Genomic DNA, 24,847 nt, shown 5'->3' on the forward strand with positions numbered 1-24,847 from the left:
GGTTGCCTTACTGCTGCTCGACATTGGCCTTAACCGCGATGCGCTTCCACAGCTGGATTTCCGCGCCCTGGAAGGCGCGCATTTCCTCGGGCCCGCCGCGCATCACCTCGGCGCCGATGCGTTCGTAGAACTCGCGGGTCTCGGGCATGGTTTCGATCTTCGTGAGCAAGGCTGCCAGCTTGTCGGTCTCGGCCTTGGGCGTCTTCGAAGAAACCATCGCGCCGACCCAGGTGTAGGCCGCGAAGCCCGGCAGGCCGGCCTCGCTGGCCGTGGGCACCGAAGGCAACGCGGGAATGCGCTTGTCGGCCGCCACGGCCAGCGCATGCACCTTGCCCGACCTGGCCAGCTCCTGCACGCTGGTGATCTCGGCGAAGGCCATGTTCACCGTGCCCGACACCACCGCGATGACCGCCTCGCCCGCGCCCTTGAAGGGCACATGGGCGGTGTGCACCTTGGCTGCGTCGTTGAAGAGCTCGGACATCAGCTGGTAGCCGGCCGAGCCTGCGCCGTAGTTCAGCACGCCGGGCTTGGCCTTGGCGCCCGCGATCAGCTCGGCCAGCGTCTTGTATTCGGAGTTGCCGGGCACCACCACGAGCGCGGGCGAACGCATCATCATGGTGAGCGGCGCCAGGTCGGCCACCGGGTCGTAGGGCAGCGACTTGAACAGCGCCACGTTCACCGCCAGCGTCGAGTTGCTGCCGACGAACACGGTGTAGCCGTCGGCCGGCGCCGAGAGCACCGCCTTCACCGCGATGAAGCCGTTGGCGCCGGGCTTGTTCTCGACCACCACCGGCTGGCCGGTGAGTTCGGTGAGCTTGCGGCTGAAGTAGCGCGCCGAGGTGTCGGTGCCGCTGCCGGGCGGGAAGGGCACGACGAACTTGATCGGCTTCGACGGAAAGTCCGCGGTCGTCTGCGCCGCTATGGGGCCCGCGCCGAACACGGCCGCCAGCGACAGCAAGGGGGCGATGAGCTTGGAAGGAAAGGTCATGTGCATCGCCTTCAATCGAGCGTCACGCCCGTGGCCTTGACCACGCCGGCCCAGCGGGCCAGTTCCTTCTTCACGTAGGCGCCGTACTCCTGCGGCGTGGAGCCCAGCGGCTCGGCGCCCTGCAGCGCCAGGCGATCGCGCACGTCGGGCGACTTCAGCGCCTTGACGATCTCCGCGTTGAGCTTGTCGACCACGGCCTGCGGCGTGCCCGCGGGCACCATCACGCCCTGCCACGCCCCCACCTCGAAGCCCGGCATGCCCGACTCCGCCAGCGTGGGCACGTCGGGGAACAGGGTCATGCGCTTGGCCGTGGTCACGGCCAGCATCTTCATGCGCTTGTCGCGCACGAAGCTCATCACCGAGTTGACGGTGTCGGTCATGAACTGGATCTGCCCGCCCACCAGGTCGACGTCGGCCGGCGCGCTGCCCTTGTAGGGCACGTGCGTGGCCTCCAGGCCGTTGGCCTGCACGAACTGGAAGGCGCCCAGGTGCGTGACGTTGCCGTTGCCCGCCGAGCCGTACGAGAGCTTGCCCGGATGCGCCTTGGCGTAGGCCACGAACTCCTTGACGGTGTTGGCCGGAATGGACGGATGCACGACGAGCGCGAGCGGCACCACGGCCACCAGCGCCACGGGCGCGAAGTCTTTCTGCACGTCGTACGACACGCTCTTGTAGAGCGCAGGGCTCAGCGTGATCGACGAGGTGTTGTAGAGGATGGTGTAGCCGTCGGCCGTGGCCTTGGCCACCAGCTGCGCGCCGATGTTGCCATTGGCGCCGCCGCGGTTGTCCACCAGCACGGTCTGCCCCATCTGCTCGCCGAGCTTCTGCGCGAGCACGCGCGCGACCAGGTCGGTCGGCCCGCCCGGCGGGAACGGCACGATCATGGTGATGGGCTTGGACGGGTAGGCGGCGCCCTGCGCGAAGGCGCCCGGGGCGGCCAGGCCGAGCAGCGCGGCGGCCGTGGCGAGCGCGAGCGAGCGGCGTGCGAGGAAGCGGGATGCATGCATGTCTTTTGTCTCCGTTGTGGTTGTCTGTCGTTCGAAATCAGTGCGCGTCGGCCGTGCGGCCCGCGAGCAGGCGCCGCGCGTCGTAGTGCATGACGCAGCGGCCGTGCTGGTTGAAGACCTCGATGCGCGAATCGACGATGGCGCGGCCACCCTTCGACGTCGGGCGGATGCCGGTCACTTCGACGACGGCCTCGATGCTGTCGCCCACGAGCACGGGCGCATGGATCTTCTGCACCAGCTCCAGCATCGCCAGGCCCGTGCCCTGGATCATGGTCTGCAGGATGAAGCCCTCGACCAGCGTGTAGGTGAGCGCGGCCGGCACCGGGCGGCCGGCGATGGCGCTGCCTTCGTACGCGGCGTCGATGAAGATCGCCTCCAGCATGCCGGTCACCCCGATGAAGTTGACGAGGTCGGTTTCGGTCACGGTGCGGCGGAAGGTGCGCAGGCGCTGGCCGAGCGCGAGGTCCTGCCAGACGAAGCCCTGGCCCAGGCGGGGCAACGCGCGGTGTTCGGGTGAGAACTGGGGCAAGTCGGTCATCGCGGGGTCTCCATGAGGCTGTCGATCTGTGCGCCGGACCAGCCGGCCGCGGCAAGGCTTTCGCGGGTGTGCTCGCCCAGGCGCGGCGGCATGCGCACGGGGGGCCGCACGCCGTCGAACTTCACGGGTACGCCGGGGAAGCGCATCGCGCCCATGCGGGCGTCTTCGAGTTCGGTGAAGAAGCCGGTCGCCACCAGGTGCGGGTCGCCGGGCAGGTCGTCGAGCCGGCTGATGGGGGCGGCCGGAATCTCCAGCCGCTCGCAGGTGGCGAGCCAGTGGGCGGTGGTGCCGCTCGCCACGAAGCGCCCGGCCAGTTCGAGCAGTTCGCCGATGTGCCGCGTGCGCGCCGCCATGTCGGCGAAGCGCGGATCCCCCGCCATGGCGGGCTCGCCCACCTCGGTGAAGAAGCGCTGCCAGTGCTGGGAGGTGTACGGCATCATGCAGATGTGCCCGTCGGCCGTGCGCCACGGACGCCGCCACGGCGTGAGCACGCGCGGGTAGCCGGCCGGCGCGAGCGGCGGCTCGAAGTGCCGCCCGTACATGTGCTCCACGAGGTTGAAGGCCACCATGGTCTCGAACATCGGTATCTCCACGAAGCAGCCGCGCCCCGTGCGCTCGCGCTGGAACAGCGCCGCGAGGATGGCCTGCGCACCGACGAGCGCGCAGGTCTTGTCGGCCGCGATGGTGGGCAGGTAGCGCGCCTCGCCGCCTTGCTGTTCCATGAGCGCGGACAGGCCCGACATGCCCTGGATCACGTCGTCGTAGGCCGGCCGCCCCGCATAAGGCCCGCCCTGCGCAAAGCCGTGCAGGCCGGCATACACCAGCCGCGGAAAGCGCGCCGTGAGCGTCTCGGGCGCGATGCCCAGCGCCGCCAGCTTCTGCGGGCGCATGCTGTGCATGAACACGTCCGCGCCGGCCAGCAGCGCCATCAGCGCATCGCGCGCCGCGGGGCGCTTGAGGTCGAGCACCACGCTCTTCTTGCTGTGGTTGCTGCCGAGGAACACTGCCGACATGCCGGCCTCCGTGGCCGGACCGGTGTGGCGCGTGGAGTCGCCCTCGGGCGGCTCGATCTTGATCACCTCGGCACCGTAGTCGGCGAGCGTCTGGCTCGCCAACGGTCCGAACACCACGCTCGAAAGGTCGAGCACCTTCACGCCCTGAAGGGGAAGCATCGTCTGTTTGTCTCCTGGCGCCCATTCTGGGAAGCGCAGGCAATGCCGTCCAATATCAAATTCCCGCTCTGTGATACCTTTTGGAGATCATGGACACACGCCAGCTTCGCCACTTTCTCGCCCTGGCCGAAACGCTCAACTTCCACCGCGCGGCCGAACGGCTTCACATGGCGCAGCCGCCGCTGTCGGCCTCCATACGGCGGCTCGAAGAACAGGTGGGCGTGCCGCTGTTCGTGCGCAACCGGCGCGGCACCGAGCTCACGCCGGCCGGCGCGGCCGCGCTGGAAAACGCGCGGCGCGCAGTGTTCCACACCGAGCAGTTCGCGCTGGCCGCGCAGGCCGCCTCGCGCGGCGAGGCCGGCACGCTGCGCGTGGGCTTCGTCGGCTCGGCCACCTATGCGCTGATGCCGCGCGTGCTGCCGAGCTTCAGGGCGCGCTATCCGGGCGTGCACCTGCAGTTGGCCGAATCGACCACCGCGCGCATCGTCGAGATGGTGGAAAGCGGCGACGTCGACGTGGGGCTGGTGCGTTTTCCCATCGGGCGGGCGTGCAAGGCGCGCATCTTCCCCGTCGAGCGCGACGTGTTCATGGCGGCGCTGTCGGTGGATCACCCGCTGGCGCGGCGCCGGCGGCTCACGCTGGCCGACCTGGCGCAGGAAACCTTCGTGATGTACGGCGCCATGGAGGTGCCGGGCCTGCATGCCGCGGCATTGCTGGCCTGCCAGCAGGCGGGCTTCATTCCCAACGTGCAGCAGGAGGCGGTGCAGGTGCAGACGCTCATCAGCCTGGTGGAAAGCGGCCTGGGCGTGGCGCTGGTGCCCTCGGTCGCGGCGCGGCATGTGGCGCGCAACATCGTCTTCAAGAAGCTCGCCGGGCCGGGCGCGCAGACGGCCATCGGCATTGCGCTGGCGTTGCCGCCCGGAGGCCAGACCTCGGCGGCGCAGCGCTTTCAGGAGAGCGTGCTGGAGCAGCCGCCCGCGTGAAAGCGCCGCGGGTGCGTGGGGCGCCCGGTGGCGCTCAGGAGCGCACCGGCCAGGTCACCCAGGCCCTTGGCGGTGAGCAGTTCACCGATGGTGGCCCGCGGCTGCGGCGGCAGGGTCTTGGGCCTGGTCGGGCTGGCGTGGTAGCAAGGCAGTGCGGCTATGCGCTCATGCGCTCGACGTTTGCGTCGAGCCGCTGCAGCAACGCCGTCAGCTGTTCGATCTCCGCCTGAGAGAAACCCGCCAGCGCGTCTTGCGTGTGCGCATCCATCAGCGCCTTGGCCTTCGGCAGGCGCCGGGCGGCCAGCGGGGTGAGCGAGATGAGGCGGCTGCGGCCGTCCTGCGGATCGGGCACGCGCTCGACCAGGCCGTCGCGCTCCATGCGGGCGAGCAGCTGCGCCATGCTGGGCTGCTCGACCTGCGCGATGCGCGCCAGCTCGGCCTGCGACAGCGCCTTGCGCTGCTTGAGCGACACCAGCACCGGCAGCTGCCCCACCGCGAAGCCGAACTCGCGCAGGCCGCCGTCGGCCAGGCGCGTGAAACCGCGCGTCACACGGCCGATGAGCTTCAGGGGGTTGGGGGCGTGGGTGTCGGTCATGTGCGGCATTCTATCTTCATAGCCTCCTATGCTAATATGAATAGGAACCTATCATTATCGAGGAATCCGAATGCCTGCCTCCCCACGCATCGCCATCGTCGGCGCCGGTCCCGGCGGACTCACGCTGGCGCGCATCCTTCATCTGTCCGGCATCCATGCCACCGTCTTCGAACGCGAAGACGGCCCGCTCGTGCGGCCCCAGGGCGGCACGCTCGACCTGCACGAAGACTCTGGCCTGCTGGCCCTGCAACGCGCCGGGCTCGACCGCGAGTTCCTGCGCATCGCGCGCTACGACGACCAGGGATCTCGGTTGCTCGACAAGTCGGGCCGCGTGCTGTTCGAAGCGCCCGATGCCTCCGCCGGCAACCGCCCCGAGGTCGACCGCACGGCGCTGCGCGACATGCTGCTGGCCTCGCTGCCGGCCGGCTGCGTGCAATGGGGCTGCGCGCTGCGCGACGCACGGCTGCAGGACGGCGGACGCTGGAACCTGCTGCTCACCCACGGCGAGGCGGGCCCGTTCGACCTGGTCGTCGGTGCGGACGGTGCCTGGTCGCGCCTGCGGCCGCTGCTGTCGCCGTACAAGCCGCAGTACAGCGGGCTGACCTTCATCGAGTTTGGCATCGACGACGTCGACCGCAGCCATCCGGCGCTTGCACGGCTGGTTGGCCGCGGCAAGCTCGATGTGCAGGGCGACGGCAAGATGATCGTTGCGCAGCGCAACGGCCATGCGCACATCCGCGGCTACGGCATCTTCCGTGTGCCGCCGGACTGGGCCGCGAAGCGCTTCGACTTCGCCTCGCCCGCCGCCGTGCGCAACGCCCTGCTCGCGGAGTTCGCGGGCTATGCCGATGCCGTCACCGACCTCTTTCGCGCCAGCAACGACCAGTTCGTGGCGCGGCCCATCCACGCGCTGCCGGTTGGCCATTGCTGGACGCACCGGCGCGGGCTGACGCTGCTCGGCGACGCGGCGCACCTGATGTCGCCCTTCGGCGGCGAAGGCGTGAACGCCGCAATGCGCGATGCGGCCGAACTGGCCACGCTGCTTGCCGCGAAGAACGACTGGGCCGCAGCGGTGGCCACTTACGAAATGCAGATGTTCGAACGCGTGGAAGAAGCCGCGGAAGGCTCCGCCGAGGCCGCCGCCGTGCAGTTGTCGCACATCGGCGAGGCATTGACGCTGGAGCACATGCACGCGCACAACACCCGCAGGGCCGGGGCCGTCTGAAGGCCCTGCTTCCGGGCACCCGGGTCGTCTTTCATGTATAGATTTGACTTTATTTTAGATATATCTAAAATAATTCCGATACACATCAAGAAGGATACCCACCATGAGACATTTCCACCTCGACCATCACCACTGCCGCACCGCCCGCGGCGAACATGAAGACGGCCTTTCCGGCGGCCGCGGACACCGTGGCGGACGCGGCGGCGGCGGTGGCGGACGGGTGTTCGGCCACGGCGGCCTGCGCTTCGTGCTGCTGCAGCTCATCGCCGACAAGCCGGCCCACGGCTACGAGCTGATCAAGGCCATCGAAGACCGCCTCGGCGGCAGCTACGCGCCGAGCCCCGGCGTGGTCTACCCCACCCTCACGCTGCTCGAGGAAATGGGCTACCTCAGCGTGGAAACCGCCGACAACGGCGGGCGCAAGCGCTACAGCATCACCGACAGCGGCCAGGAATTCCTGGCGGCCAACCGCGAGACGGCCGACGCCATGATGTCCCGCATGAGCGGCGGCGTCGACGGCGCCGGCCCGCGCGGCGGACGCCCGCCGCAGGTCACGCGCGCCATCGAGAACCTCAAGCTCGCGATGCGCATGCGCCTGTCGGGCACGCCGCTGACCGAGCAGCAGGCACACGACTTCGCGGCCGTGCTCGACAGCGCGGCGCAGCAGATCGAAAAGATCTGAACGCCCGCTCTCCCACCCCCATCTCAACCCGCCCTGCTCACCCAGGACCTCTGCAATGACTGACCTCAGTACCTCATCTGCTCCCACCGCCCCCGACCGCACACCGCGCCGGGTGCGCCACGACCTGCGCTTTCGCCAGCTCACGGTGAAGACCGCCGAGCGCGTGACGCCGCACCTGATCCGCATCACGCTCGCGGGCGACGACCTCGCGGGCTTCAGCAGCCCCGGCTTCGACGACCACGCGAAGATCTTCTTTCCCGACGCCGCCACCGGCAAGCTCACGCTGCCGACCGCCGGCCCCGACGGCCCGGTGTGGCCCGCGAGCGGCCGCCCGACCATGCGCGACTACACGCCGCGCCGCCACGACGCGCAGGCCGGCACGCTGGAGATCGACTTCGCGCTGCACGACGCCGGCCCCGCCACGCAATGGGCAGAGCAGGCCAGGCCCGGCGACGTCCTCGGCGTGGGCGGCCCGCGCGGCTCGTTCATCGTGCCGACCGCCTTCGACTGGCACCTGCTGATCGGCGACGACACCGCCCTGCCCGCCATCTCGCGCCGACTGGCCGAACTGCCCGCCGGTGCGCGCGCGGTGGTGCTGGCGGAGGTCGACAGCGAGGCCGATGAACTGCTGTTCGAGACGCAGGCCGAGCTCACGCTGCAATGGGTGCACCGCCGCGGCGCCGAGCCGGGCACGAGCCCCGTGCTGGTCGATGCGCTGAAGGCGGCGACGCTGCCGGCCGGCGACTTCCATGCGTGGGTGGGTTGCGAGTCGGCCATCGCCAAGGCGCTGCGCGCGCACCTGGTGGGCGAGCGCGGCGCGAACCCGAAGTGGACGCGCGCCTCGGGGTACTGGCGCAAGGGTGCGGCGGCCACGCACGATTCGCACGACGAGTAATTCGGTCTTGCTCCTTCCCCCTCTGGGGGAAGGCCGGGATGGGGGCAAGCGGCGTTCGATAAGCAGCTGATGGCGCATAGGCCGTCGTGCCCCCACCCCTACCCTCCCCCAGCGGGGGAGGGAGACATGCAAACTCAGTGCGGCACTTCCGCCGGCCCCGACGCCGCCGCGTTTCGCCTCGGGCTCTTGATCAGCAGCAGCAGCGGAATCGCCAGCACCGTGATGACCATCATGATCCCGAAGTCGTCCAGGTAGCCGATCAGCGCGCCCTGGCGCGTCACCTCGGCGTTGATCAGCGCCAGCCCCGTCATCGTGTCGGGCGACATCATCTGCGGCAGCGTCGCCAGCGCCGGATTGCCCGGCGCCACGGTCGACGCAATCTGCGCATGCGCCTTGCTCGATCCTTCGGTCAGCAGCGCCTGCACGATCGAGATGCCCACGCTGCTGCCGATGTTGCGCAGCAGGCTGAAGATGGGCGTGCCCTGGTTGCGCAGCCGCGGCGCCAGCGTGGCGAAGGTGGCGGTCGACAGCGGTACGAAGGTGAAGCCGATGCCCAGGCCCTGGATGAAGCCCGACATGATGATCAGGCTGCTGTCCATCTGCAGCGTGAGCCGCGTCATCTGGTAGAGCGAGAACGCCGTGAGCCCGAAGCCCACCGCCATGATCGCGCGCACGTCGATGCGCTGCACCAGCCGGCCCACGATGATCATCGCGATCATCGTGCCCACGCCCCGCGGCGCGGTCACTTCCCCGGTGTAGATCACCGGATAGCCCATCAGCCCCTGCAGGAAGTTGGGCAGCAGCGCCATGGTGGCGAACAGGATCATGCCGACGATGAACGCGAACAGCAGGCCGGTGACGAAGTTGCGGTCTTTCAGCAGGTCGCGGTCGAAGAACGACACGCCCTGCACCGTCCAGGTGTGGACCACGAAGAAGCCGAAGGCCACCAGCGCGGCGGCGGCCTCGAGCTTGATTTCCCACGAGTCGAACCAGTCGAGCTGCTCGCCGCGGTCCAGAAAGAGCTGCAGCATGCCGATGGCCAGGCTCAGCGTGACGAAGCCGAAGATGTCGAGCTTCTCGCCCTGCGGCCGGCTCTCGGGCAGGTAGCGCGCAATGCCCCAGAACGCGACGATGCCCACCGGCAGGTTGATGAAGAACACCCAGCGCCAGTCGAAGTTCTCGGTGAGCCAGCCGCCCAGCAGCGGCCCGAGGATGGGCCCGACCATGATGCCCGCGCCCCAGATGGCCATGGCCTGGCCCACCTTCTCGCGCGGGTTGATGTCCAGCAACACCGCCTGCGACAGCGGCACCAGCGCCGCGCCGAACACGCCCTGCAGCAGCCGCGCGGCCACGATGCCGACCAGCGAGGTCGCCAGCCCGCACAGCGCCGAGGCCACCGTGAAGCCGATGACCGAGATGATGAACACGCGCCGCCGGCCCCAGTGGCCGCACAGCCACCCCGTGAGCGGCAATGCGATGGCCGAGGCCACGATGTACGAGGTGAGCACCCAGGTGATCTGGTCCTGCGAGGCCTGCAGGCTGCCCTGCATGTGCGGCAGGGCGACGTTGGCGATGGTGGTGTCCAGCGCCTGCATGATGGTCGCCAGCATGATCGAGATGGTGATCATCCCCTTGTGCGGCACGGTGGTTCCGGGGGCGACGCTCATGGCTTGCTCCCTCCGCCGGAGGTGATGTCCACCAGGCTGCCGTGCACCTTGCCCAGCAGGCCCAGCAACTGCAGCCGTTCGGCCTGCGTCAGCACCGACATCACACGGGCATTGAGCCCGTCGCTGATGCTCAGCGCGGCGTCGAGCGCCTTCTCGGCGCTGGGCTCCAGGTGGATCTTGTTGACGCGGCGGTCGGTGGCGCTGGGCTCGCGGCGGATCCAGCCGGCCGCGGCCATGCGGTCGCACAGCCCGGCCACCGCCATCGGTGTCAGGTCGAGTCGCTGCGCCAGTTCGGCCTGCGACAGCGGCTCGACCTCGTCCGGGTCGCCGTGCATGGCCAATGCGCCCAGCAGGCGGCACTGCGCGCTGGTAAGGCCGATGCGTTCGCGCGCCAGGCGGTCGAACTCTTCGATGTAGAGCTTTCCGACGCTCTTGACGAGAAAGCCGAAACGCTGGGTGAAGTCCCTTTTCATAAGGGACTGGATTATCTACATGTTTATTAGTTTGGCATTAGCAACGGCGCGGCGATGTGGCAGTTGTCAAAGCCAGCCGGCGCGCCTGAACCGGTAATAAAGATAGCCGCAGGTGGCGGCGATCAGGCCCAGCGCCACCGGGTAGCCGTAGTGGAATTTCAGCTCCGGCATGTTCTCGAAATTCATGCCCCAGATGCCGGCGAACGCGGTGCACACCGCGAAGATGCTGGCCCAGGCCGCGAGCCGCTTGGTGACCTCGCTCTCCTCGATGGTCACCATCGACAGGTTCACTGAAATGGCCGTGCCGATGGTGTCGCGCATCGCGTCGATGGAGCCGTTGATGCGCCCCAGGTGGTCGCCCACGTCGCGAAAGTATTCCTGCGAGCTCATGCAGATCTGCGGCACCCGCCCGCCGTGCATCTTGCCGGCCGCCTCCAGCAGCGGCGCCACCGCGCGCTTCAGGATCATGCTGCGCCGCTTCAGGTCGTACAGCTGCTTGATCTTGTCGCGTGCCACGCCGCCCTGGCCGAAGATCTGCTGCTCGATGGCTTCCAGCTCCACCTCGAGCGCGTCGATCACCGGAAAGTAGCGGTCGACCACCGCGTCCATCAGCGCATACAGCACGAAGCCCGCGCCGTTGCGCAGCAGGTCGGGCTCGCGCTCGCAGCGCTCGCGCACGCCCAGAAAGCCTTGCTTGCTGCGGTTGCGCACCGACAGCACGTAGTTCGCGCCGACGAACACGTCGACCTCGCCCACGTTGGTGCAGTGCTCGCCCTCGGCCGAGGGCTCCACCAGGTGCATGACCACGAAGAGCGAGTCGCCGTATTCCTCCACCTTCGGGCGCTGGTGGCCGTGGTGGGCGTCCTCGACCGCCAGCGGATGCAGGTTGAATTCCTTCTGCATCTCTTCCAGTTCTTCGTCGGAGGCGTCGCTCAGCGCCACCCACACGAAGCAACCGGGCCGGCTGATGTAGTCGCTGATGTCCTCGACCGAAATGTCGGCGAGCTTGGCGCCGTTTTCATAGGCCACGCAGTTGATCAGCATGGGGGCTCCGAAAAATTCACAGGGGTTGGGGAAATGCCTGCAGGCGGGGTCAGCTCGCAGTGTCGGCGCTCGACCTGGCTGCCAGCGCGCCGGTGTCCGCCAGCGCCGCCTCTATGGCCTGCGTCTCGCTCCGGAGCAGGGCCAGGCCCTTGTCGGCCAGCGCGGCGTGGCTTGCCGTGTCGGCCCACAGGCTGGTCGCGGCTTCGAAGCAGGTGAGCGACGTGAAGCGGATGCGGCCCTGCGCCAGGTCCATGAAGCGCTTCTCGCGCAGGGGGTCCGCCCGGTCCCAGGCGCCGCCGATGATCACGCGACGGCCCCGCTTCACGCGCGGCTCGAGCTCAGCGAAGAAAGGCAGCTTGGCGGACGCCCAGCCCTGCATGCCGGCGTTGGACGCAGTGTCGAAGGCGGAGGGTGCGGCGTTCGCCTTCGCAAAGTCGCGCAAGGCGCCGAGCTGGTAGCGCACCGGCTGGTGTGCCCCGGCCGCGCCGCCTTCCACGGGCCGGATCACGCTGGCGCTGTTGCCCGCGCGCCCGTCGGGCCGCTTCGACTTGCGCAGATCCGCGAGCTGGGCCGGCGACATGCACAGGTACAGCGCGGCAAGTTCGGCGGAGACGGTGGCGCTGTCTGGCAGCGCGGTGGCGACCGCTTCAGGGCCTTTGGATTCGTTCAGCTGGGCCATGGGCGCCTTGTTCTTCACGCGGGGGTCGCGCTGGCGGATTTTAGAGCGGTGGCTGCGCGTCGAATGGGCCGGCGGGCCGGAATGTCGGCGAGGTTGCGGCAGTTCTCGCAGGCCACGGCAATTGATCGGGGTTCGATATGCCGCAAAGTTCACGACCGTCGGCATCGAGATCGTGCCGCCCGAAGCAAAAGCATCCGGACCTTGCGAACAATGCGGAATCAGGGGAGTCGTTGCGCGATGGCGCATCCGGCTTCGCGTATAAAATCTTATACACACAGGCGCATGGATGGACGAAAAGGAAATCCGCTGGGCAGGCTCTTCTTATGCGGATCTGCTGTCATTCCCCGTGGAAGCGCGCCGCGCAGCCGGTTTCGAATTGGGCAAGGTCCAGGCCGGGCAGGACCCGACGGACTGGAAGCCGTTCAATGACGTGGGTTCCGGCACGCGGGAAATCCGGCTCAGGGACCCGAGCGGCATCTACCGCGTGATGTACGTGGCCATGTTCGAGGAAGCCATTTATGTCCTGCATTGTTTCCAGAAGAAAACACAGGCGACCAGTCAGCAGGACAAGGCGATCGCACAGGCACGCTATCGGGCGGTGATCAAGACGAGGAAGAAATGACCATGAAGACCGACACAGCAATCAATCACGTCACCAAGCCTGGCGCCAACCTCTTCCTCGAGTTGGGCTTTCCGCCCGCGGAGGCCAAGCGCCTGCAGGCAGCATCGCAAAAGCAGATCACCGATACGCGGCTGCTGAAACAGCAACTCATGGAGGAGTTGTCGAGCTGGATCTCGGAGCATCACCTGAAGCAAGCCGAAGCGGCCGACATCCTGATGGTCTCCCGCCCTCGGGTTTCTGACGTGGTGAACAGGAAGACAGCCAAGTTCACCATCGACACGCTGGTCGAGATGCTCAGTCGCATCGGCAAGCCAGTCAAGCTGGTCATCGGCTGAGCTGCGACCGTCCCCGATAATCGCCCGAGTGAAAACGACGACTGCCCAACCCTCCCCCACGACCAGCGACTTTTCCGGGCACACGCCCATGATGGCGCAGTACCTCGGCCTCAAGGCCGACCACCCGGACACCCTGCTGTTCTACCGGATGGGCGACTTCTACGAGCTGTTCTGGGCCGACGCCGAAAAGGCCGCGCGCCTGCTCGACATCACCCTCACGCAGCGCGGCCAGTCGGCCGGCCAGCCGGTCGTGATGTGCGGCGTGCCCTTCCATGCGGTCGATACCTACCTCGCGCGGCTCATCAAGCTGGGGGAATCGGTCGCCATCTGCGAGCAGGTGGGCGAGGTCGGCGCGAGCAAGGGCCCGGTCGAGCGCAAGGTGATGCGCGTGGTCACGCCCGGCACGCTGACCGACTCCGAACTGCTCAGCGACAAGAGCGAATCGCTGCTGCTCGCGGTGCACGCCGGCACGCGCAATTTCTGCGGGTTGGCCTGGCTCAGCGTGACGGGCGCCGAGCTGCGGCTGGCCGAGTGCCCGGCCGATGCGCTCGAAGCCTGGATCGCGCGCATCGCGCCCAGCGAACTGCTCTACAGCGCCGAGGTCACCCCCGCCTTCGAGCAGCGCCTGAAGGCCGCGCGCAGCGCCACGCCCTTCACGCTGTCGATCCGCCCGGCGTGGCAGTTCGACGGCGGCCTGGGCGAACGCAAGCTCAGCGAGCAGATGGGCAGCAACAGCCTGGCCGCCTGGAACGCCGAATCGCTGACCAACGCGCATGCCGCGGCCGCCGCGCTGCTGGGCTACGCCGAGCACACGCAGGGCCGCGCGCTCTCGCACGTACAGCGCCTGTCGGTGGAGCGCGACGGCGATCTGATCGAGCTGCCGCCCACCACGCGGCGCAACCTCGAGCTGGTGCAGACGCTGCGCGGCGAAGACTCGCCCACCATGTTCTCGCTGCTCGACACCTGCATGACGGGCATGGGCAGCCGCCTGCTGAAGCGCTGGCTGCTGTCGCCGCGCCGCGACCGCAGCGAAGCGCAGGCCCGGCTCGAAGCCATCGGCGCGCTGCAGTCCACGGTGCTGAACGGCACGTCCGCGCCCTGGCGCTCACTGCGCGAGCAACTGAAGAACACCAGCGACGTGGAACGCATCGCGGCGCGCATCGCACTGCGGCAGGTGCGCCCGCGCGAACTGCTGGCGCTGCGCCTGGCGCTGGCCAAGGCCGAGCAGCTGGCGCCGATCCTTCCCGCGTCCGCCCCGCTGCTCGCCCGCATCGCCGAGCGGCTGGCACCGCCGCCCGGCTGCGCCGACCTGCTGGTGAGCGCCATCAAGCCTGACCCGTCCGCGCTGGTGCGCGATGGCGGCGTGATCGCCACCGGCCACGACGCCGAGCTCGACGAACTGCGCGCCATCAGCGACAACTGCGACGACTTCTTGCTGAAGCTCGAAATCAGCGAGCGCGAGCGCACCGGCATCAGCAACCTGCGGGTGCAGTTCAACCGGGTGCACGGCTTCTACATCGAGGTGACGCAAAGCGCGCTGTCGAAGGTGCCCGACAACTACCGCCGCCGCCAGACGCTGAAGAACGCCGAGCGCTTCATCACGCCCGAACTGAAAGCCTTCGAGGACAAGGCCCTGAGCGCGCAAGACCGCGCGCTGGCCCGCGAGAAGTGGCTCTACGAACAGCTGCTCGACGCGCTGCAGCCCTCGGTGCCCGCGCTCACGCAACTGGCCGTCGGCATCGCCTCGCTCGACGCGCTGTGCGCGCTGGCCGAGCGCTCGCACACGCTGCACTGGCGCGCGCCGGTCTTCGTGTCGCACCCCTGCATCGAGATCCAGCAGGGCCGCCATCCGGTGGTGGAAGCCCGGCTGGCCGAAAAGTCGTCGGGCGGCTTCATCGCCAACGACACGCAACTGGGCCCGCAGCAACGCATGCAGGTCATCACCGGCCCCAACATGGGCGGTAAATCGACGTACATGCGGCAGGTGGCGATCATCGTGCTGCTGGCCTCCATCGGCTCGCACGTGCCGGCGGCGGCCTGCCGGCTGGGGCCGATCGACGCCATTCATACCCGCATCGGCGCGGCGGACGACCTGGCCAATGCGCAGTCGACCTTCATGCTAGAGATGACCGAGGCCGCGCAGATACTGCACAGCGCCACGGCGCAGTCGCTGGTGCTGATGGACGAAATCGGCCGCGGCACCAGCACTTTCGACGGCCTGGCGCTGGCCGCGGGCATCGCGGCGCAGTTGCACGACCGCAGCAAGGCCTTCACGCTGTTCGCGACCCACTACTTCGAGCTGACCGAGTTCCCCGCCACGCACCACGGTGCGGTGAACATGCACGTGAGCGCCACCGAAGCAGGCCGCGACATCGTGTTTTTGCATGAAATGCAGCCCGGCCCGGCCAGCAAGAGCTACGGGATCCAGGTGGCGCGGCTCGCGGGCATGCCCGCGGCGGTGGTCAACCACGCACGGCAGGCGCTGGAAGCCCTCGAATCGCAGCATGCACAAACGCGTGCGCAGGTCGACCTGTTCGCACCGCCCCCGGTGGCCCAGACGCCCCTGGCCAGCGCCGTAGAATCCGCCCTGGCTGCGCTAGACCCCGACACCATGAGCCCGCGCGAGGCACTCGACGCCTTGTACGCCCTTCAAAAATTGAACCAACGCGAACAGGCCGCCGGCTGACCGGGCACTGTTCATGCGAGACGAACTCATGACTTATTGCGTAGGCATCAAACTCAACGCCGGCCTGGTGTTCCTGTCCGACTCGCGCACCAATGCGGGCGTGGACCACATCAGCACCTTCCGCAAGATGATCGTCTACGAACAGCCGGGCGACCGCGTGATGGTGCTGCTGTCCTCGGGCAACCTCAGCATTTCGCAGTCGGTGCGCGAAATCCTGCAGATCGAGGAGCTGCGCGAAACCCGCGAAGACGGCACGCCGGGCGAGCCCATCACCATCTGGAACGCCAAGAGCATGTTCGACGCCGCCCGCGTGCTGGGCTCGGCGGTGCGCCATGTGTACGACCGCGACGCCGAGGCGCTCAAGCATGCGGGGCTCGACTTCAACGTGTCCTTCATCTTCGGCGGACAGGTCAAGGGCGAGGGCATGCGCCTGTTCCTGGTCTATGCGGCCGGCAACTTCATCGAAGCCACCACCGAGACGCCCTACTTCCAGGTCGGCGAGTCGAAGTACGGCAAGCCCGTGCTCGACCGCGTGCTCACGCCCGAGACCCCGCTGGACGAGGCCGCCAAGTGCGCGCTGGTGTCGATGGACTCGACCATGAAGTCAAACCTCTCGGTCGGCCTGCCGCTGGACCTGGTGGTGTACGAGGCCAACAAGCTCGAGACCGACCGCGTGATCTGCATCGACGCCGACAACCCCTACTACCGCATGATGCACAACAGCTGGGGCCAGAAGCTGCGCGAGGTGTTCGACAGCATCGAGGACCCGGTGTGGGACGACAGCCATACCGAGCATCCGCTGAAGATGCCGGCCACGCGCCACGGCGCGCTGCGCAAGATCTCGACCCCCGACGAAAAGCTCATCTGAACCCCGTGCCACCCGTCGTTTTCTCGCACGGCAACAGCTTTCCCGCCAGCACTTACCGCGTCGTTCTCGACAGCCTGCGCAACCGCGGCTTCGAGGTCGACGCCATCGAGAAATTCGGGCACGACCCGAAGTACCCCGTCACCGACAACTGGCCGCACCTGGTGCAGCAGCTGGCCGACTTCGCCAAGGCCCGTGCCGACCGCGCGGGCGGCCCGGTGTTCCTCGTCGGCCATTCCCTGGGCGGCTTCCTGAGCCTGATGTGCGCGGCACGCCACCCCGAACTGGCGCGCGGCGTGGTGCTGGTCGACTCGCCCATCCTCGGCGGCTGGCGCGCGAACACGCTCAACGTGGTCAAGCGCACGCCGCTCATGAAGAGCATTTCGCCGGGCGCCATCAGCCGCAAGCGCCGCAACAGCTGGGAGCACCGCGAGGCGGTGTTCGCGCATTTCCGCAGCAAGAAGGCCTTTGCGAAGTGGGACGAGCAGGTGCTGCACGACTACATCGACCACGGCACCTTCGACGGCGACAAGGGCGGTGAAGAAGGCCGCGAGCTGAGCTTCGACCGCGACGTGGAAACCGCCATCTACAACACCCTGCCCCACAACCTGGGCGCATTGCTGCGCGCGCACCCGCTCAAGTGCAAGGCCGCCTTCATCGGCGGGCGGCAGTCGGCCGAGATGAAGCGCGTGGGCATGGCGATGACGCAGCTCGTCACCAAGGGCCGCATCGCCATGCTGGACGGCACGCACCTGTTCCCGATGGAAAAGCCGCTGGCCACCGCCGCGGCCATCGAGGCCGCGCTGCGCAACCTGCTCTGAACCGCGGCGGCCACGGCGACCACGGCGGCCACGCCGCCGCCCCTGTCAGCCGCCCCTGTCACACCTTGGTGACGTGCACCCCGGGCCGCTTGCCCGCATTCCACTTGCCGCCCAGCGCCCGCTCGATCTGCGCGGCCAGCTGCAGCAACAAGCCGTCGTTCGCCTGCGCCGCCTGCGCCTGGATGCCCAGCGGCAACCCGTTCTCCTGCGCGGCCATCGGCAGCGAGATGCCCGGCAGCCCGCACAGGTTGGACAGCGGCGTGTACGCGAAGTTTTGCCACAGGTTGGCGAACCAGTCGTGGACCGACGGATTGGCGCTGGTCGTGAGGTATTCGCTGGTGCCGACCTTGGGCGTGGGCAGCGCGGTGATCGGCGTCAGGATGATGTCCCAGCCCTGGAAGAAGTTGCCGAAGGCGCGCGAGGTGGTGTTGAACACGGCCTGCATCTTCGAGCGCTCGGTGTACGAGGTGTTCAGCCCGGCTTCCCAGATCTTGATGTTGATCGGCTCCAGCAGCTCGGCCGGCGGGCGCTCCAGCCCCAGGCGGTGCAGGTGGCCGTCGATCACCTGCGCGAAGTTGCTGATGTAGCAGGTGGTCTGCGCGGCGAAGGCGGCCCGAAGGTCGACCTCGGGCAGCGCCCACTCCACGTGGTGGCCCAGCCCTTCGAGGAACTTGCCCGCGCGCTCCAGCTCGGCCACGAAATGCGGCGTGGCGCGAAAGTCGCCCCATTCGTGCGACAGCGCAATGCGCAGGCGGCCCGGGTCTTTCTTGATGAGTTCGCTGTACGGCTCGGCCGGCGACCAGAACGGCATGAACTCGCCCGGCGCGCCGCCGCGGCAGTGGTCGACGAAGGCGGCCGTGTCGCGCACGGTGCGGCTGTGGCAGCCCTGGATGGACACCAACCCCGACAGATCGGACAGCCCCGGCGCCAGCGAAAACACGCCGCGCGACACCTTCAGGCCGATGTTGCCGTTCACGCCCGCCGGAATGCGGATGGAGCCGCCGCCGTCGGTGGCATGCGACAGCGGCAGCACGCCCGCGGCCACGGCCGCCGCCGTGCCGGCCGACGAGCCGCAGGTGGTGTATTCGAGATCCCACGGGTTGCGCGTGACGTGCAGTGCGTTTTCCACCGAGCTGCACACACCGAACTCGGGGGTGGTGCTGCGGCCCACGATGTTCAGGCCGGCCTTGCGCAGCTTTTCCGTGAGGAAGCTGTCGGCGGCCGGGCGGTTGCCCTGCATGATCATCGAGCCGAACTCCTGCAGCCGGCCCTTGAGCGTGGGACCCAGGTCTTTCATGAGGTACGGCAGGCCGGCGAACACGCCCTCGGGGTCCATGCCGTCCTTCAGCGGGTCGGCGACCACGTCGTCGAACACCTCGACCACCGCGTCCAGCTGCGGGTTGACCTTCGCGATACCGGCCGCGGCCTGCGCCGCCAGTTCGGCCGCCGTCACGTCGCCCTTGCGCACGCGTTCGGCCAGCCCGATGCCGTCATGCGCGGCCCATTCGTCCCAGCTCATTGCCAGCGTCATCTCGTGTTCTCCATTCGCTTGAAAAAAAGTAATCGCCAAAGTGTTCGTGTGAGGGCCAGCCGAAGCCGAGCCGCAAGCGCATCAGCGTACCCGTGCCGACAAGGATCGTCCCGGCCACATCGTTTCGCCGGACCAGGTAGTAGGCCAATGCGGCGCCCACTGCAAAGAGCCGGGCATCGTGCCAGTCGGACAGCAGGCGCCCGTTGCCCAGGAACACGCTGAACACCACGAAGCGCAGGTTCAGCACACAGGCCGTGGCCGCGATCACCCAACGTGGGCTATGCGGAGGACCCGGAGCTGTACCGCTTCCTGGCGCAGGAGGCAAAGCGGCTCCCTAGAATCGCGCGGCCGCCCCTGAACCCGCTCCAAGACCCGCATGCCGACCGAAGAACCCCTGCCCCTGTCGCTCTCCACGCCCGCGCTGGCCGACGCGCTGATCGTCGATCCGTTCTACCTGGCGATCTCCGTCGATTTCGAGCACGACATGCGCCAGCGCAAGGCGGTGCTCGCCTCCTACTTCGCCTGGTCGCTGGACGAGGCCGCGCGCACCGGACGCTGCCTGACGCCCGAAGACCCCGCGCTGGGCGCGGCGGCATGGCTGCTGCCGCGCGCGGACGAGGTCGATGCCGCCGAGTCGGCCGCGAAAAGCGCCTTCCTCGCCGGCGCGCTGGGCCCTCGCGGCCTGGCCAGCTACCACCGCATCGTCGAGTTCATGGCGGCGCGCGCCCCGGCCGTGGTGCCGGCGGGCGCGTGGTACCTGTCGATCCTGGGCATCGCGCCCGCCGCGCAAGGGCGCGGGCTGGGCGCGCGGCTGCTGGCGCCCACGCTGGCTGAAGCCGACGCGGCGGGCGTGCCCTGCTTCCTGGAAACCTTCACGCCGCGCAGCGTGGGGTTCTACGAGCGGCTGGGCTTTCGCAGCGAGGCCGCGCACCGGGAGCCGGTGTCGGATGCCGAATACCTGATCATGTGCCGGCCCCCTCGGGCGACCTGAGCGGGCCGTGCCAAGGCGCAAAAAGGCGCCTTGGATACAAAAAGCAATACTTGGCAACAATCCGGGAGAATCAGCAACCGTCCGCCAACTGCCCGGAGCCCTTGCGTCCATGTCCGTTCTCCCCGTTGAAGACGCCGACCCCGTCTCGCTGAGCCCCGCCCTCATCGTCGAGGACGACCCGCAGATGCAGCAGCGCCTGCGCCATGTGCTGGCCACCCTCGGCTGCGACGACGCGCACATCGCGGTGACCGACAGCGTGGCCGGCGCGCAGCAGCTGCTGGGCGCCCACCGCTACAGCGTGGCGCTGGTGGACATCGGCCTGCCCGACGGCAGCGGCGTGGAACTGATCGGCTGGCTGCAGGCGCACCACCCGGGCGTGCCGGCGGTGGTGATCTCGGCCTGGCGCACCGAAGAAGTCATCTTTGCGGCGCTGCGCGCGGGCGCCATCGGCTACCTGCTGAAAGAGCGCGACGACCTCGAGCTGGCCATGGCGCTGCGCAGCATCGAGCAAGGCGGCGCACCGATCGATCCGACCATCGCGCGGCGCATCCTGGCGTGGGTGGCCGCCGCGCCTCGGCCTGCGACGGCACCGGCCGGGGCGCGCGGGAATGCGCCCGGGGATGCACTCCTCTCGGCCCTGACACCGCGCGAACGCAAGATCCTCGAGCTCGTGTCTCAAGGCCTGAGCAACCGGGAAATGGCCGAGATGCTGTCGATTTCCAGGCTGACCGTCGAATGCCACACCAAGAACATCTACCGCAAGCTGGCCGTCAACTCGCGCACCGAAGCCGTGTTCCAGGGGCGGCGGCATGGCTTGCTGCGCTGATCGGCGCGCTGCTCGTCTGTCTTGCAGCCGGTCCGGCCTGGGCGCAGGCGGTCGCCGCACCGGCCCTGCACGTCGAGGCCGTGCGCGGCGCCGGGTGGCAAGACACCGCGCCGCCCGCCGGAGGCTGGACGCCCGTCACCCTGCCCGACAGCTGGGCGCAGCGCTGGCCCGGCTTCGACGGCGTGGTCTGGTACCGGCTGACCTGGACACAGCCCGAACAGGTGCGTGAAGTCGGGCTGCTGCTGCACTACCTGAACATGGCCGGCGAGGTGTCGCTCAACGGCACGCCCATTTCGCGCGACGCCAGCCTGGTGGAGCCGCTCACGCGCGCCTGGAACACGCCGCGCCACTGGCTGCTGGCGCCGCCGCTGTTGCGCGCGGGCAGCAACACGCTGCTGGTGCGCGTGTCGGGCCTGTCGGTCTACCAGGCGGGGCTGGGGCCGGTCGAACTGGGCACGCCGGCGGCCACGCAGGCCGGGTTCGCGCACGAGCGGCTGCTGCGCCACGACCTGCAGGTGCTGGGCCTGGCGGTCAGTGCGGCGGTCTCGGCCTTCTTCGCCGCCTGGTGGTGGCTGCGCCGGCGCGAGACGGCCTACGGCTGGTTCGCGGCGATGTCGGTGCTGTGGCTGCTGTTCGCCTACAACCAGATCGCGACCAGCCCGTGGCCCTTTGCGTCCAACCACGGCTGGCAGGCGCTCAACACCTCGCTGCTGCTGGTGTTCAGCCTGTCTTACCTGGTGTTCGCGCTGCGGTACTGCCAACGGCGCATGCCGCGCCTGGAGGGCGCGGCGCTGCTGGTGGCGGCGGCCGGGGTCACCGACCTGTGGGTCGCGCCGCTGGCCGGCCTGGCGGCGCACCGCGCGCTCTGGACGCTGGTGGGCGGCCTGACGATCATCGTGGTGAACAGCGTCGCCATCGTGCACGCCTGGCGCCACCGCGGCAGCCCGATGCGCTCGCTCGCGCCCTTCATGGCGCTGTCCGCCATCACCGGCGCGCACGACCTGCTGGTGTTCACGCAGGTGATCGACAGCAACATCTACTACACGAACATGTCGTCGTACGTGTTGCTGCTGGGCATGGCGCTGGCGCAGGCCGCGCGCTTCGCGCAGAGCCTGCGGCGCATAGAGAACTTCAACACCGAGCTCATCGAGGAGGTGAACGCCGCCAAGGCCGAGCTGGCCGCCACGCTGGCGCAGCAGCATGCGCTGGAACTGGCGCACGCGCGCATCGGCGAGCGCGTGAACCTGGTGAGCGACCTGCACGACGGCCTGGGCGGCATGCTGGTGGGCAGCATCGCCACGCTGGAGCGCACGCCCGAAAACCTCAGCGCGCCGGAGCTGCTGGCCATGCTCAAGCGCCTGCGCGACGACCTGCGGCTGATCATCGACGCCACCGGGCGCGACGACGGTGCCCGCGCCCTGGGCGAGCTGCTGGCGCCGTTGCGCCACCGCAGCGCGCAGCTGCTGGACGCCAACGGCATCGACTGCCGCTGGCAGGTGTCGAACATCGACACGCTCGAGCTGCCGCCCTCGCAGAGCCTCGACCTGATGCGCTTTTTGCAGGAGGCGCTGACCAACGTGCTCAAGCACAGCGCCAGCCGGCGCGTGGACGTGAGCGTGGTGCGCGCCGGCGCGGAACTGCGGCTCAGCGTGCGCGACGACGGCCGCGGCTTCGCGGTGGAGGACACCGCTCGGAACGCAGGTGCCGGGCTGCGCAACCTGCGCGCGCGGGCGCGCCGGCTGGGCGCCGAGCTGCAACTGCAGTCGCGCCCCGGCGAAACGCAGGTGGCGCTGCGGATGCCGCTCGCGTCCTGACGGCCCTGGTGGCCCTGGCAGCTCAGAGTTCGAGCACCAGCCGGCCCTGCCCTTCGCAGGCGCGCGAGCAGCAGGCCATCATCTTGGTGTTGGCGTCGCGCTCCATGCGCGTGAGCACCACGTCGCGGTGGTCGACCTTGCCCGACAGCACGCGCACTTCGCAGGAGCCGCACAGGCCCTCCTCGCAGTCGCTCTGCACATCGACGTTGGCGGCGCGCAAGGCACTCAGCAGCGTCTGGTCGGGCGGCACGGTGAGCACCAGGCCGGAGTCTTTCAGCTCGACCTCGAAGGCGTGCTCCTTCGACGGGTCGAGCGTGGCCAGCGTCGATTCGAAATGCTCCACGCGCAGCGCGCCTTCGGGCCATGCGGCGCAAGCATGTTCCAGCGCTTCGAGCATGCGCAGCGGGCCGCAGGCATACACCTGCGCGCCGGGCACGGGCTTCGCGAGCAGCGCCTGCAGGTCGTTGCGTCGGCCTTCGTCCGCGGCATGCACATGCAGGCGCTCGCCGTGCAGCGCGGCCAGTTCGTCGACGAAAGCCATGCTCGCGCGGCTGCGGCCGCTGTAGTGCAGCTCGTAGGCCATGCCCAGCGCCTTGGCGCGCCGCGCCATCGCGCTCACCGGCGTGATGCCGATACCGCCCGCGATGAAGATGGCCTTGTCCAGCGACTCGTCGAGCCTGAAGTGGTTGCGCGGGCCGCGAATGCGCAGCCGGTCGCCGACCTTCACGCTGGCATGCACCCAGGCCGAGCCGCCGCGCCCTTCGGGTTCGTGCAGCACCGCAATCTCGAACACGCCGGCTTCATCCGGGTCGCCGCACAGCGAGTACTGGCGAGAGAGTTCGGGCACGCCGCATTCCACGTCGACGTGCGCGCCGGGCGTCCAGCGCGGCAGCGGCTTGCCGTCGGGCGAGGCCAGGCGCAGCTTGACGATGCCGTCGGCCACCGGCGTCACGCGCTCGACCACCACCGGCCGCGCGATCGAGCCCGCCGAGGGCTCGCCGATGCGAACCGGCACCTGCACATCGAGAAGGCCCTTGTTCGTGCGCTCGGGGTTCAGCGCCGGGTCCCATTCGACGAGCAGGTGCTCCGGTCCGCGGAACGAGGTGTTCGGCACGTAGGTGAAGCGCTGCTCGCACAGCTTCATGTGCGGCAGCCGGCGCGTGAATTCCTCCAGGAAGATCTGCATCTCCATGCGCGCCAGGTTCTTGCCCATGCACTGGTGCGAGCCGTAGCCGAAGGTGAGGTGGTCGCTGGCGTTGTCGCGGCGAATGTCGAACAGGTCGGCGTCCTCGAAGTGATCGTCGTCGTGGTTGGCCGACGAGGTGACGATCAGCAGGCGCGAGCCCGCGGGCAGGTCGACGCCGTCGATCTGCGTGTCTTTCGTGATCAGGCGCCGCCATGCGGCCACCGAGCCGTTGTGGCGCAGGCACTCTTCCACCGCGTTGGGAATGAGCCCCGGGTCTTCGCACAACTCCTGCCACACCTGCGGGTGCTGCAGCAGCAGCTTCATCGCGTTGGCGGTGGCATTGGCCGTGGTCTCGTGCGCGGCGACGATGCCGGCCATCATCATCGAGTGCAGGTACGAGTCGGTCACCACCTCGGGGTGCAACGCCTGCTTGCGGATGCCGTACTGCATCCAGCCGGGGGCGTCGGGGTCTTGCCGCATCTTGTCGAGCACCTTGCCGGCGTACTGCCAGAAGTTGCCCACCGCATGCGCCACGGCCACCTGCTCCTCGGGCTTGGGGCGGCCCCAGGTGTTGACGGTGTGCGCAATGGAGTACTTGCGCAGCGTGTCCATGTCTTCCTCGGGCACGCCGAGAAAGTGCAGCGCCACGGTCAGCGGAATTTCCCACAGCATCTGGTCGACCAAATCCGCCTTGCCGTCGTCGATGAAGCGGTCGACGTAGGCGCGCGCCAGCTCGCGCACCATCGGCTCGTGGTGCTTCAGCGCCTCGGGCGTGAACGGGTCCATGAGCGCGCGGCGGCGCGGCATGTGGGCGGGTTCGTCTTCGTTCACCAGCGTGCGGTTCAGCGCGAAGCCGTAGGAGGCCAGCACCGCGTTGGCTTCCTCGCCGGTGGGCGTGATCTTCTCCAGCGCGTTCGACGGGCTGAAAGTGATGTTGTCGCGGAACACCGCCTTGATGTCCGCATAGCGCGTGAGCACCCAGTAGCCCAGCTTGGGGCTGTAGAAGATCGGCTCCTGCTCGCGCGCCCAGCGGACGTACTCGGGCGGGTCTTGCTGGTAGCCGTCTTCGAAGGGGTCGAAGCCGGCGGCGCGCTGGCTCACGGGGCAGCCGGTGGGCGTGCGCTCGGAAGACAACGGGCCGTGGGCGACCGGGCAGCCGGAGCGCTGCGGGCCGGAGGTGCCTGCGGCTTGGCGAACGGGGGCGGTGTCTGGCATGGCGTTG

Annotated in this window: 24 protein-coding genes; 12 read left to right on the forward strand and 12 right to left on the reverse strand. The window is 68.8% G+C overall.

Features of this window, described 5'->3' with window-relative positions; translation table 11 throughout:
* Positions 1-7 precede the first annotated feature (7 nt).
* From AC0IYU_RS21765 to AC0IYU_RS21780, 4 genes are read right to left on the reverse strand one after another with little or no spacing between them, the layout of a single operon-like run.
* Complete coding sequence (locus tag AC0IYU_RS21765; RefSeq protein WP_472120951.1) at positions 8-988, reverse strand: Bug family tripartite tricarboxylate transporter substrate binding protein; 981 nt, start codon at positions 986-988, stop codon at positions 8-10.
* Positions 989-999: 11 nt separating this feature from the next.
* Entirely contained in the window at positions 1,000-1,995 is a 996-nt protein-coding gene (locus AC0IYU_RS21770) for a Bug family tripartite tricarboxylate transporter substrate binding protein (protein WP_472120954.1), read from the reverse strand.
* A 37-nt stretch (positions 1,996-2,032) separates the two neighbouring features.
* Positions 2,033-2,533, reverse strand: coding sequence for a MaoC family dehydratase (locus AC0IYU_RS21775; RefSeq protein WP_472120956.1), 501 nt, complete (start codon positions 2,531-2,533; stop codon positions 2,033-2,035).
* The gene (locus tag AC0IYU_RS21780; protein WP_472120959.1) at positions 2,530-3,705 is read right to left on the reverse strand and encodes a CaiB/BaiF CoA transferase family protein; all 1,176 of its coding nucleotides are present in this window, start codon (positions 3,703-3,705) and stop codon (positions 2,530-2,532) included. Before AC0IYU_RS21780 ends, AC0IYU_RS21775 begins: the two co-directional genes overlap by 4 nt.
* Before the next feature lie 89 nt (positions 3,706-3,794).
* On the opposite strand from AC0IYU_RS21780, the gene AC0IYU_RS21785 reads away from it, so the two are divergent.
* Complete coding sequence (locus AC0IYU_RS21785; protein ID WP_435436534.1) at positions 3,795-4,688, forward strand: LysR family transcriptional regulator; 894 nt, start codon at positions 3,795-3,797, stop codon at positions 4,686-4,688.
* Between the two features lie 157 nt (positions 4,689-4,845).
* Here AC0IYU_RS21785 and AC0IYU_RS21790 read toward each other — a convergent pair whose 3' ends face one another.
* On the reverse strand, positions 4,846-5,283 hold the full coding sequence (locus tag AC0IYU_RS21790; protein WP_435436533.1) for a MarR family winged helix-turn-helix transcriptional regulator: 438 nt from the start codon (positions 5,281-5,283) through the stop codon (positions 4,846-4,848).
* Between the two features lie 70 nt (positions 5,284-5,353).
* Here AC0IYU_RS21790 and AC0IYU_RS21795 point away from each other — a divergent pair, with 70 nt between their 5' ends.
* The 3 genes from AC0IYU_RS21795 to AC0IYU_RS21805 all read left to right on the forward strand — a co-directional run bounded on the left by AC0IYU_RS21795 (position 5,354) and on the right by AC0IYU_RS21805 (position 8,085).
* Positions 5,354-6,508, forward strand: coding sequence for an FAD-dependent oxidoreductase (locus tag AC0IYU_RS21795; protein ID WP_472120961.1), 1,155 nt, complete (start codon positions 5,354-5,356; stop codon positions 6,506-6,508).
* Between the two features lie 103 nt (positions 6,509-6,611).
* Positions 6,612-7,190 (forward strand): PadR family transcriptional regulator, encoded by a 579-nt coding sequence (locus tag AC0IYU_RS21800; RefSeq protein WP_472120964.1) that lies wholly within the window; start codon positions 6,612-6,614, stop codon positions 7,188-7,190.
* A gap of 55 nt (positions 7,191-7,245) precedes the next feature.
* Complete coding sequence (locus AC0IYU_RS21805) at positions 7,246-8,085, forward strand: siderophore-interacting protein (RefSeq protein WP_472120967.1); 840 nt, start codon at positions 7,246-7,248, stop codon at positions 8,083-8,085.
* Positions 8,086-8,219: 134 nt separating this feature from the next.
* On the opposite strand, the gene AC0IYU_RS21810 is transcribed toward AC0IYU_RS21805, so the two are convergent.
* The 4 genes from AC0IYU_RS21810 to AC0IYU_RS21825 all read right to left on the reverse strand — a co-directional run bounded on the left by AC0IYU_RS21810 (position 8,220) and on the right by AC0IYU_RS21825 (position 11,948).
* Complete coding sequence (locus AC0IYU_RS21810; RefSeq protein ID WP_472120970.1) at positions 8,220-9,752, reverse strand: DHA2 family efflux MFS transporter permease subunit; 1,533 nt, start codon at positions 9,750-9,752, stop codon at positions 8,220-8,222.
* A complete protein-coding gene (locus tag AC0IYU_RS21815) occupies positions 9,749-10,225 on the reverse strand; it encodes a MarR family winged helix-turn-helix transcriptional regulator (protein ID WP_472120973.1) in 477 nt (158 codons plus the stop codon). Before AC0IYU_RS21815 ends, AC0IYU_RS21810 begins: the two co-directional genes overlap by 4 nt.
* 66 nt (positions 10,226-10,291) lie before the next feature.
* On the reverse strand, positions 10,292-11,269 hold the full coding sequence (locus tag AC0IYU_RS21820; protein ID WP_472120976.1) for a magnesium and cobalt transport protein CorA: 978 nt from the start codon (positions 11,267-11,269) through the stop codon (positions 10,292-10,294).
* Between the two features lie 49 nt (positions 11,270-11,318).
* Positions 11,319-11,948, reverse strand: a complete 630-nt coding sequence (locus AC0IYU_RS21825) for a hypothetical protein (protein WP_472120980.1) — start codon at positions 11,946-11,948, stop codon at positions 11,319-11,321.
* Between the two features lie 286 nt (positions 11,949-12,234).
* Between AC0IYU_RS21825 and AC0IYU_RS21830 the strand changes: the two genes are divergently transcribed.
* The 5 genes from AC0IYU_RS21830 to AC0IYU_RS21850 are packed head-to-tail and all read left to right on the forward strand — an operon-like array spanning position 12,235 to position 17,277.
* The gene (locus AC0IYU_RS21830; protein ID WP_472120983.1) at positions 12,235-12,570 is read left to right on the forward strand and encodes a type II toxin-antitoxin system RelE/ParE family toxin; all 336 of its coding nucleotides are present in this window, start codon (positions 12,235-12,237) and stop codon (positions 12,568-12,570) included.
* A 2-nt stretch (positions 12,571-12,572) separates the two neighbouring features.
* Positions 12,573-12,905, forward strand: coding sequence for a helix-turn-helix domain-containing protein (locus AC0IYU_RS21835; RefSeq protein WP_472120986.1), 333 nt, complete (start codon positions 12,573-12,575; stop codon positions 12,903-12,905).
* Positions 12,906-12,933: 28 nt separating this feature from the next.
* Positions 12,934-15,591, forward strand: coding sequence for a DNA mismatch repair protein MutS (gene mutS, locus AC0IYU_RS21840; RefSeq protein WP_472120988.1), 2,658 nt, complete (start codon positions 12,934-12,936; stop codon positions 15,589-15,591).
* A gap of 28 nt (positions 15,592-15,619) precedes the next feature.
* Positions 15,620-16,459 (forward strand): proteasome-type protease, encoded by an 840-nt coding sequence (locus AC0IYU_RS21845; protein ID WP_116912950.1) that lies wholly within the window; start codon positions 15,620-15,622, stop codon positions 16,457-16,459.
* A gap of 5 nt (positions 16,460-16,464) precedes the next feature.
* Positions 16,465-17,277 carry an alpha/beta hydrolase gene (locus AC0IYU_RS21850; RefSeq protein WP_472120991.1) on the forward strand — a complete coding sequence of 271 codons (813 nt, stop codon included), beginning with the start codon at positions 16,465-16,467 and terminating at the stop codon, positions 17,275-17,277.
* A 58-nt stretch (positions 17,278-17,335) separates the two neighbouring features.
* On the opposite strand, the gene AC0IYU_RS21855 is transcribed toward AC0IYU_RS21850, so the two are convergent.
* The gene (locus AC0IYU_RS21855; protein WP_472120994.1) at positions 17,336-18,808 is read right to left on the reverse strand and encodes an amidase; all 1,473 of its coding nucleotides are present in this window, start codon (positions 18,806-18,808) and stop codon (positions 17,336-17,338) included.
* A complete protein-coding gene (locus AC0IYU_RS21860; protein ID WP_472120997.1) occupies positions 18,768-19,133 on the reverse strand; it encodes an AzlD domain-containing protein in 366 nt (121 codons plus the stop codon). The genes AC0IYU_RS21855 and AC0IYU_RS21860 overlap by 41 nt, the downstream gene beginning before the upstream one ends.
* A gap of 51 nt (positions 19,134-19,184) precedes the next feature.
* Between AC0IYU_RS21860 and AC0IYU_RS21865 the strand changes: the two genes are divergently transcribed.
* The 3 genes from AC0IYU_RS21865 to AC0IYU_RS21875 all read left to right on the forward strand — a co-directional run bounded on the left by AC0IYU_RS21865 (position 19,185) and on the right by AC0IYU_RS21875 (position 22,439).
* A complete protein-coding gene (locus tag AC0IYU_RS21865; RefSeq protein ID WP_472120999.1) occupies positions 19,185-19,799 on the forward strand; it encodes a GNAT family N-acetyltransferase in 615 nt (204 codons plus the stop codon).
* A 109-nt stretch (positions 19,800-19,908) separates the two neighbouring features.
* Positions 19,909-20,625, forward strand: a complete 717-nt coding sequence (locus AC0IYU_RS21870; RefSeq protein ID WP_472121001.1) for a response regulator transcription factor — start codon at positions 19,909-19,911, stop codon at positions 20,623-20,625.
* Positions 20,535-22,439: a sensor histidine kinase gene (locus tag AC0IYU_RS21875; RefSeq protein ID WP_472121003.1), complete on the forward strand. Its 1,905-nt coding sequence runs from the start codon at positions 20,535-20,537 to the stop codon at positions 22,437-22,439. The genes AC0IYU_RS21870 and AC0IYU_RS21875 overlap by 91 nt, the downstream gene beginning before the upstream one ends.
* 22 nt (positions 22,440-22,461) lie before the next feature.
* Here the strand turns inward: AC0IYU_RS21875 and AC0IYU_RS21880 are convergent, their stop codons facing one another.
* The gene (locus AC0IYU_RS21880; protein ID WP_472121006.1) at positions 22,462-24,840 is read right to left on the reverse strand and encodes a cytochrome P450; all 2,379 of its coding nucleotides are present in this window, start codon (positions 24,838-24,840) and stop codon (positions 22,462-22,464) included.
* Positions 24,841-24,847: the final 7 nt, after the last annotated feature.

Source organism: Variovorax sp. AC103 (genome assembly GCF_979254005.1).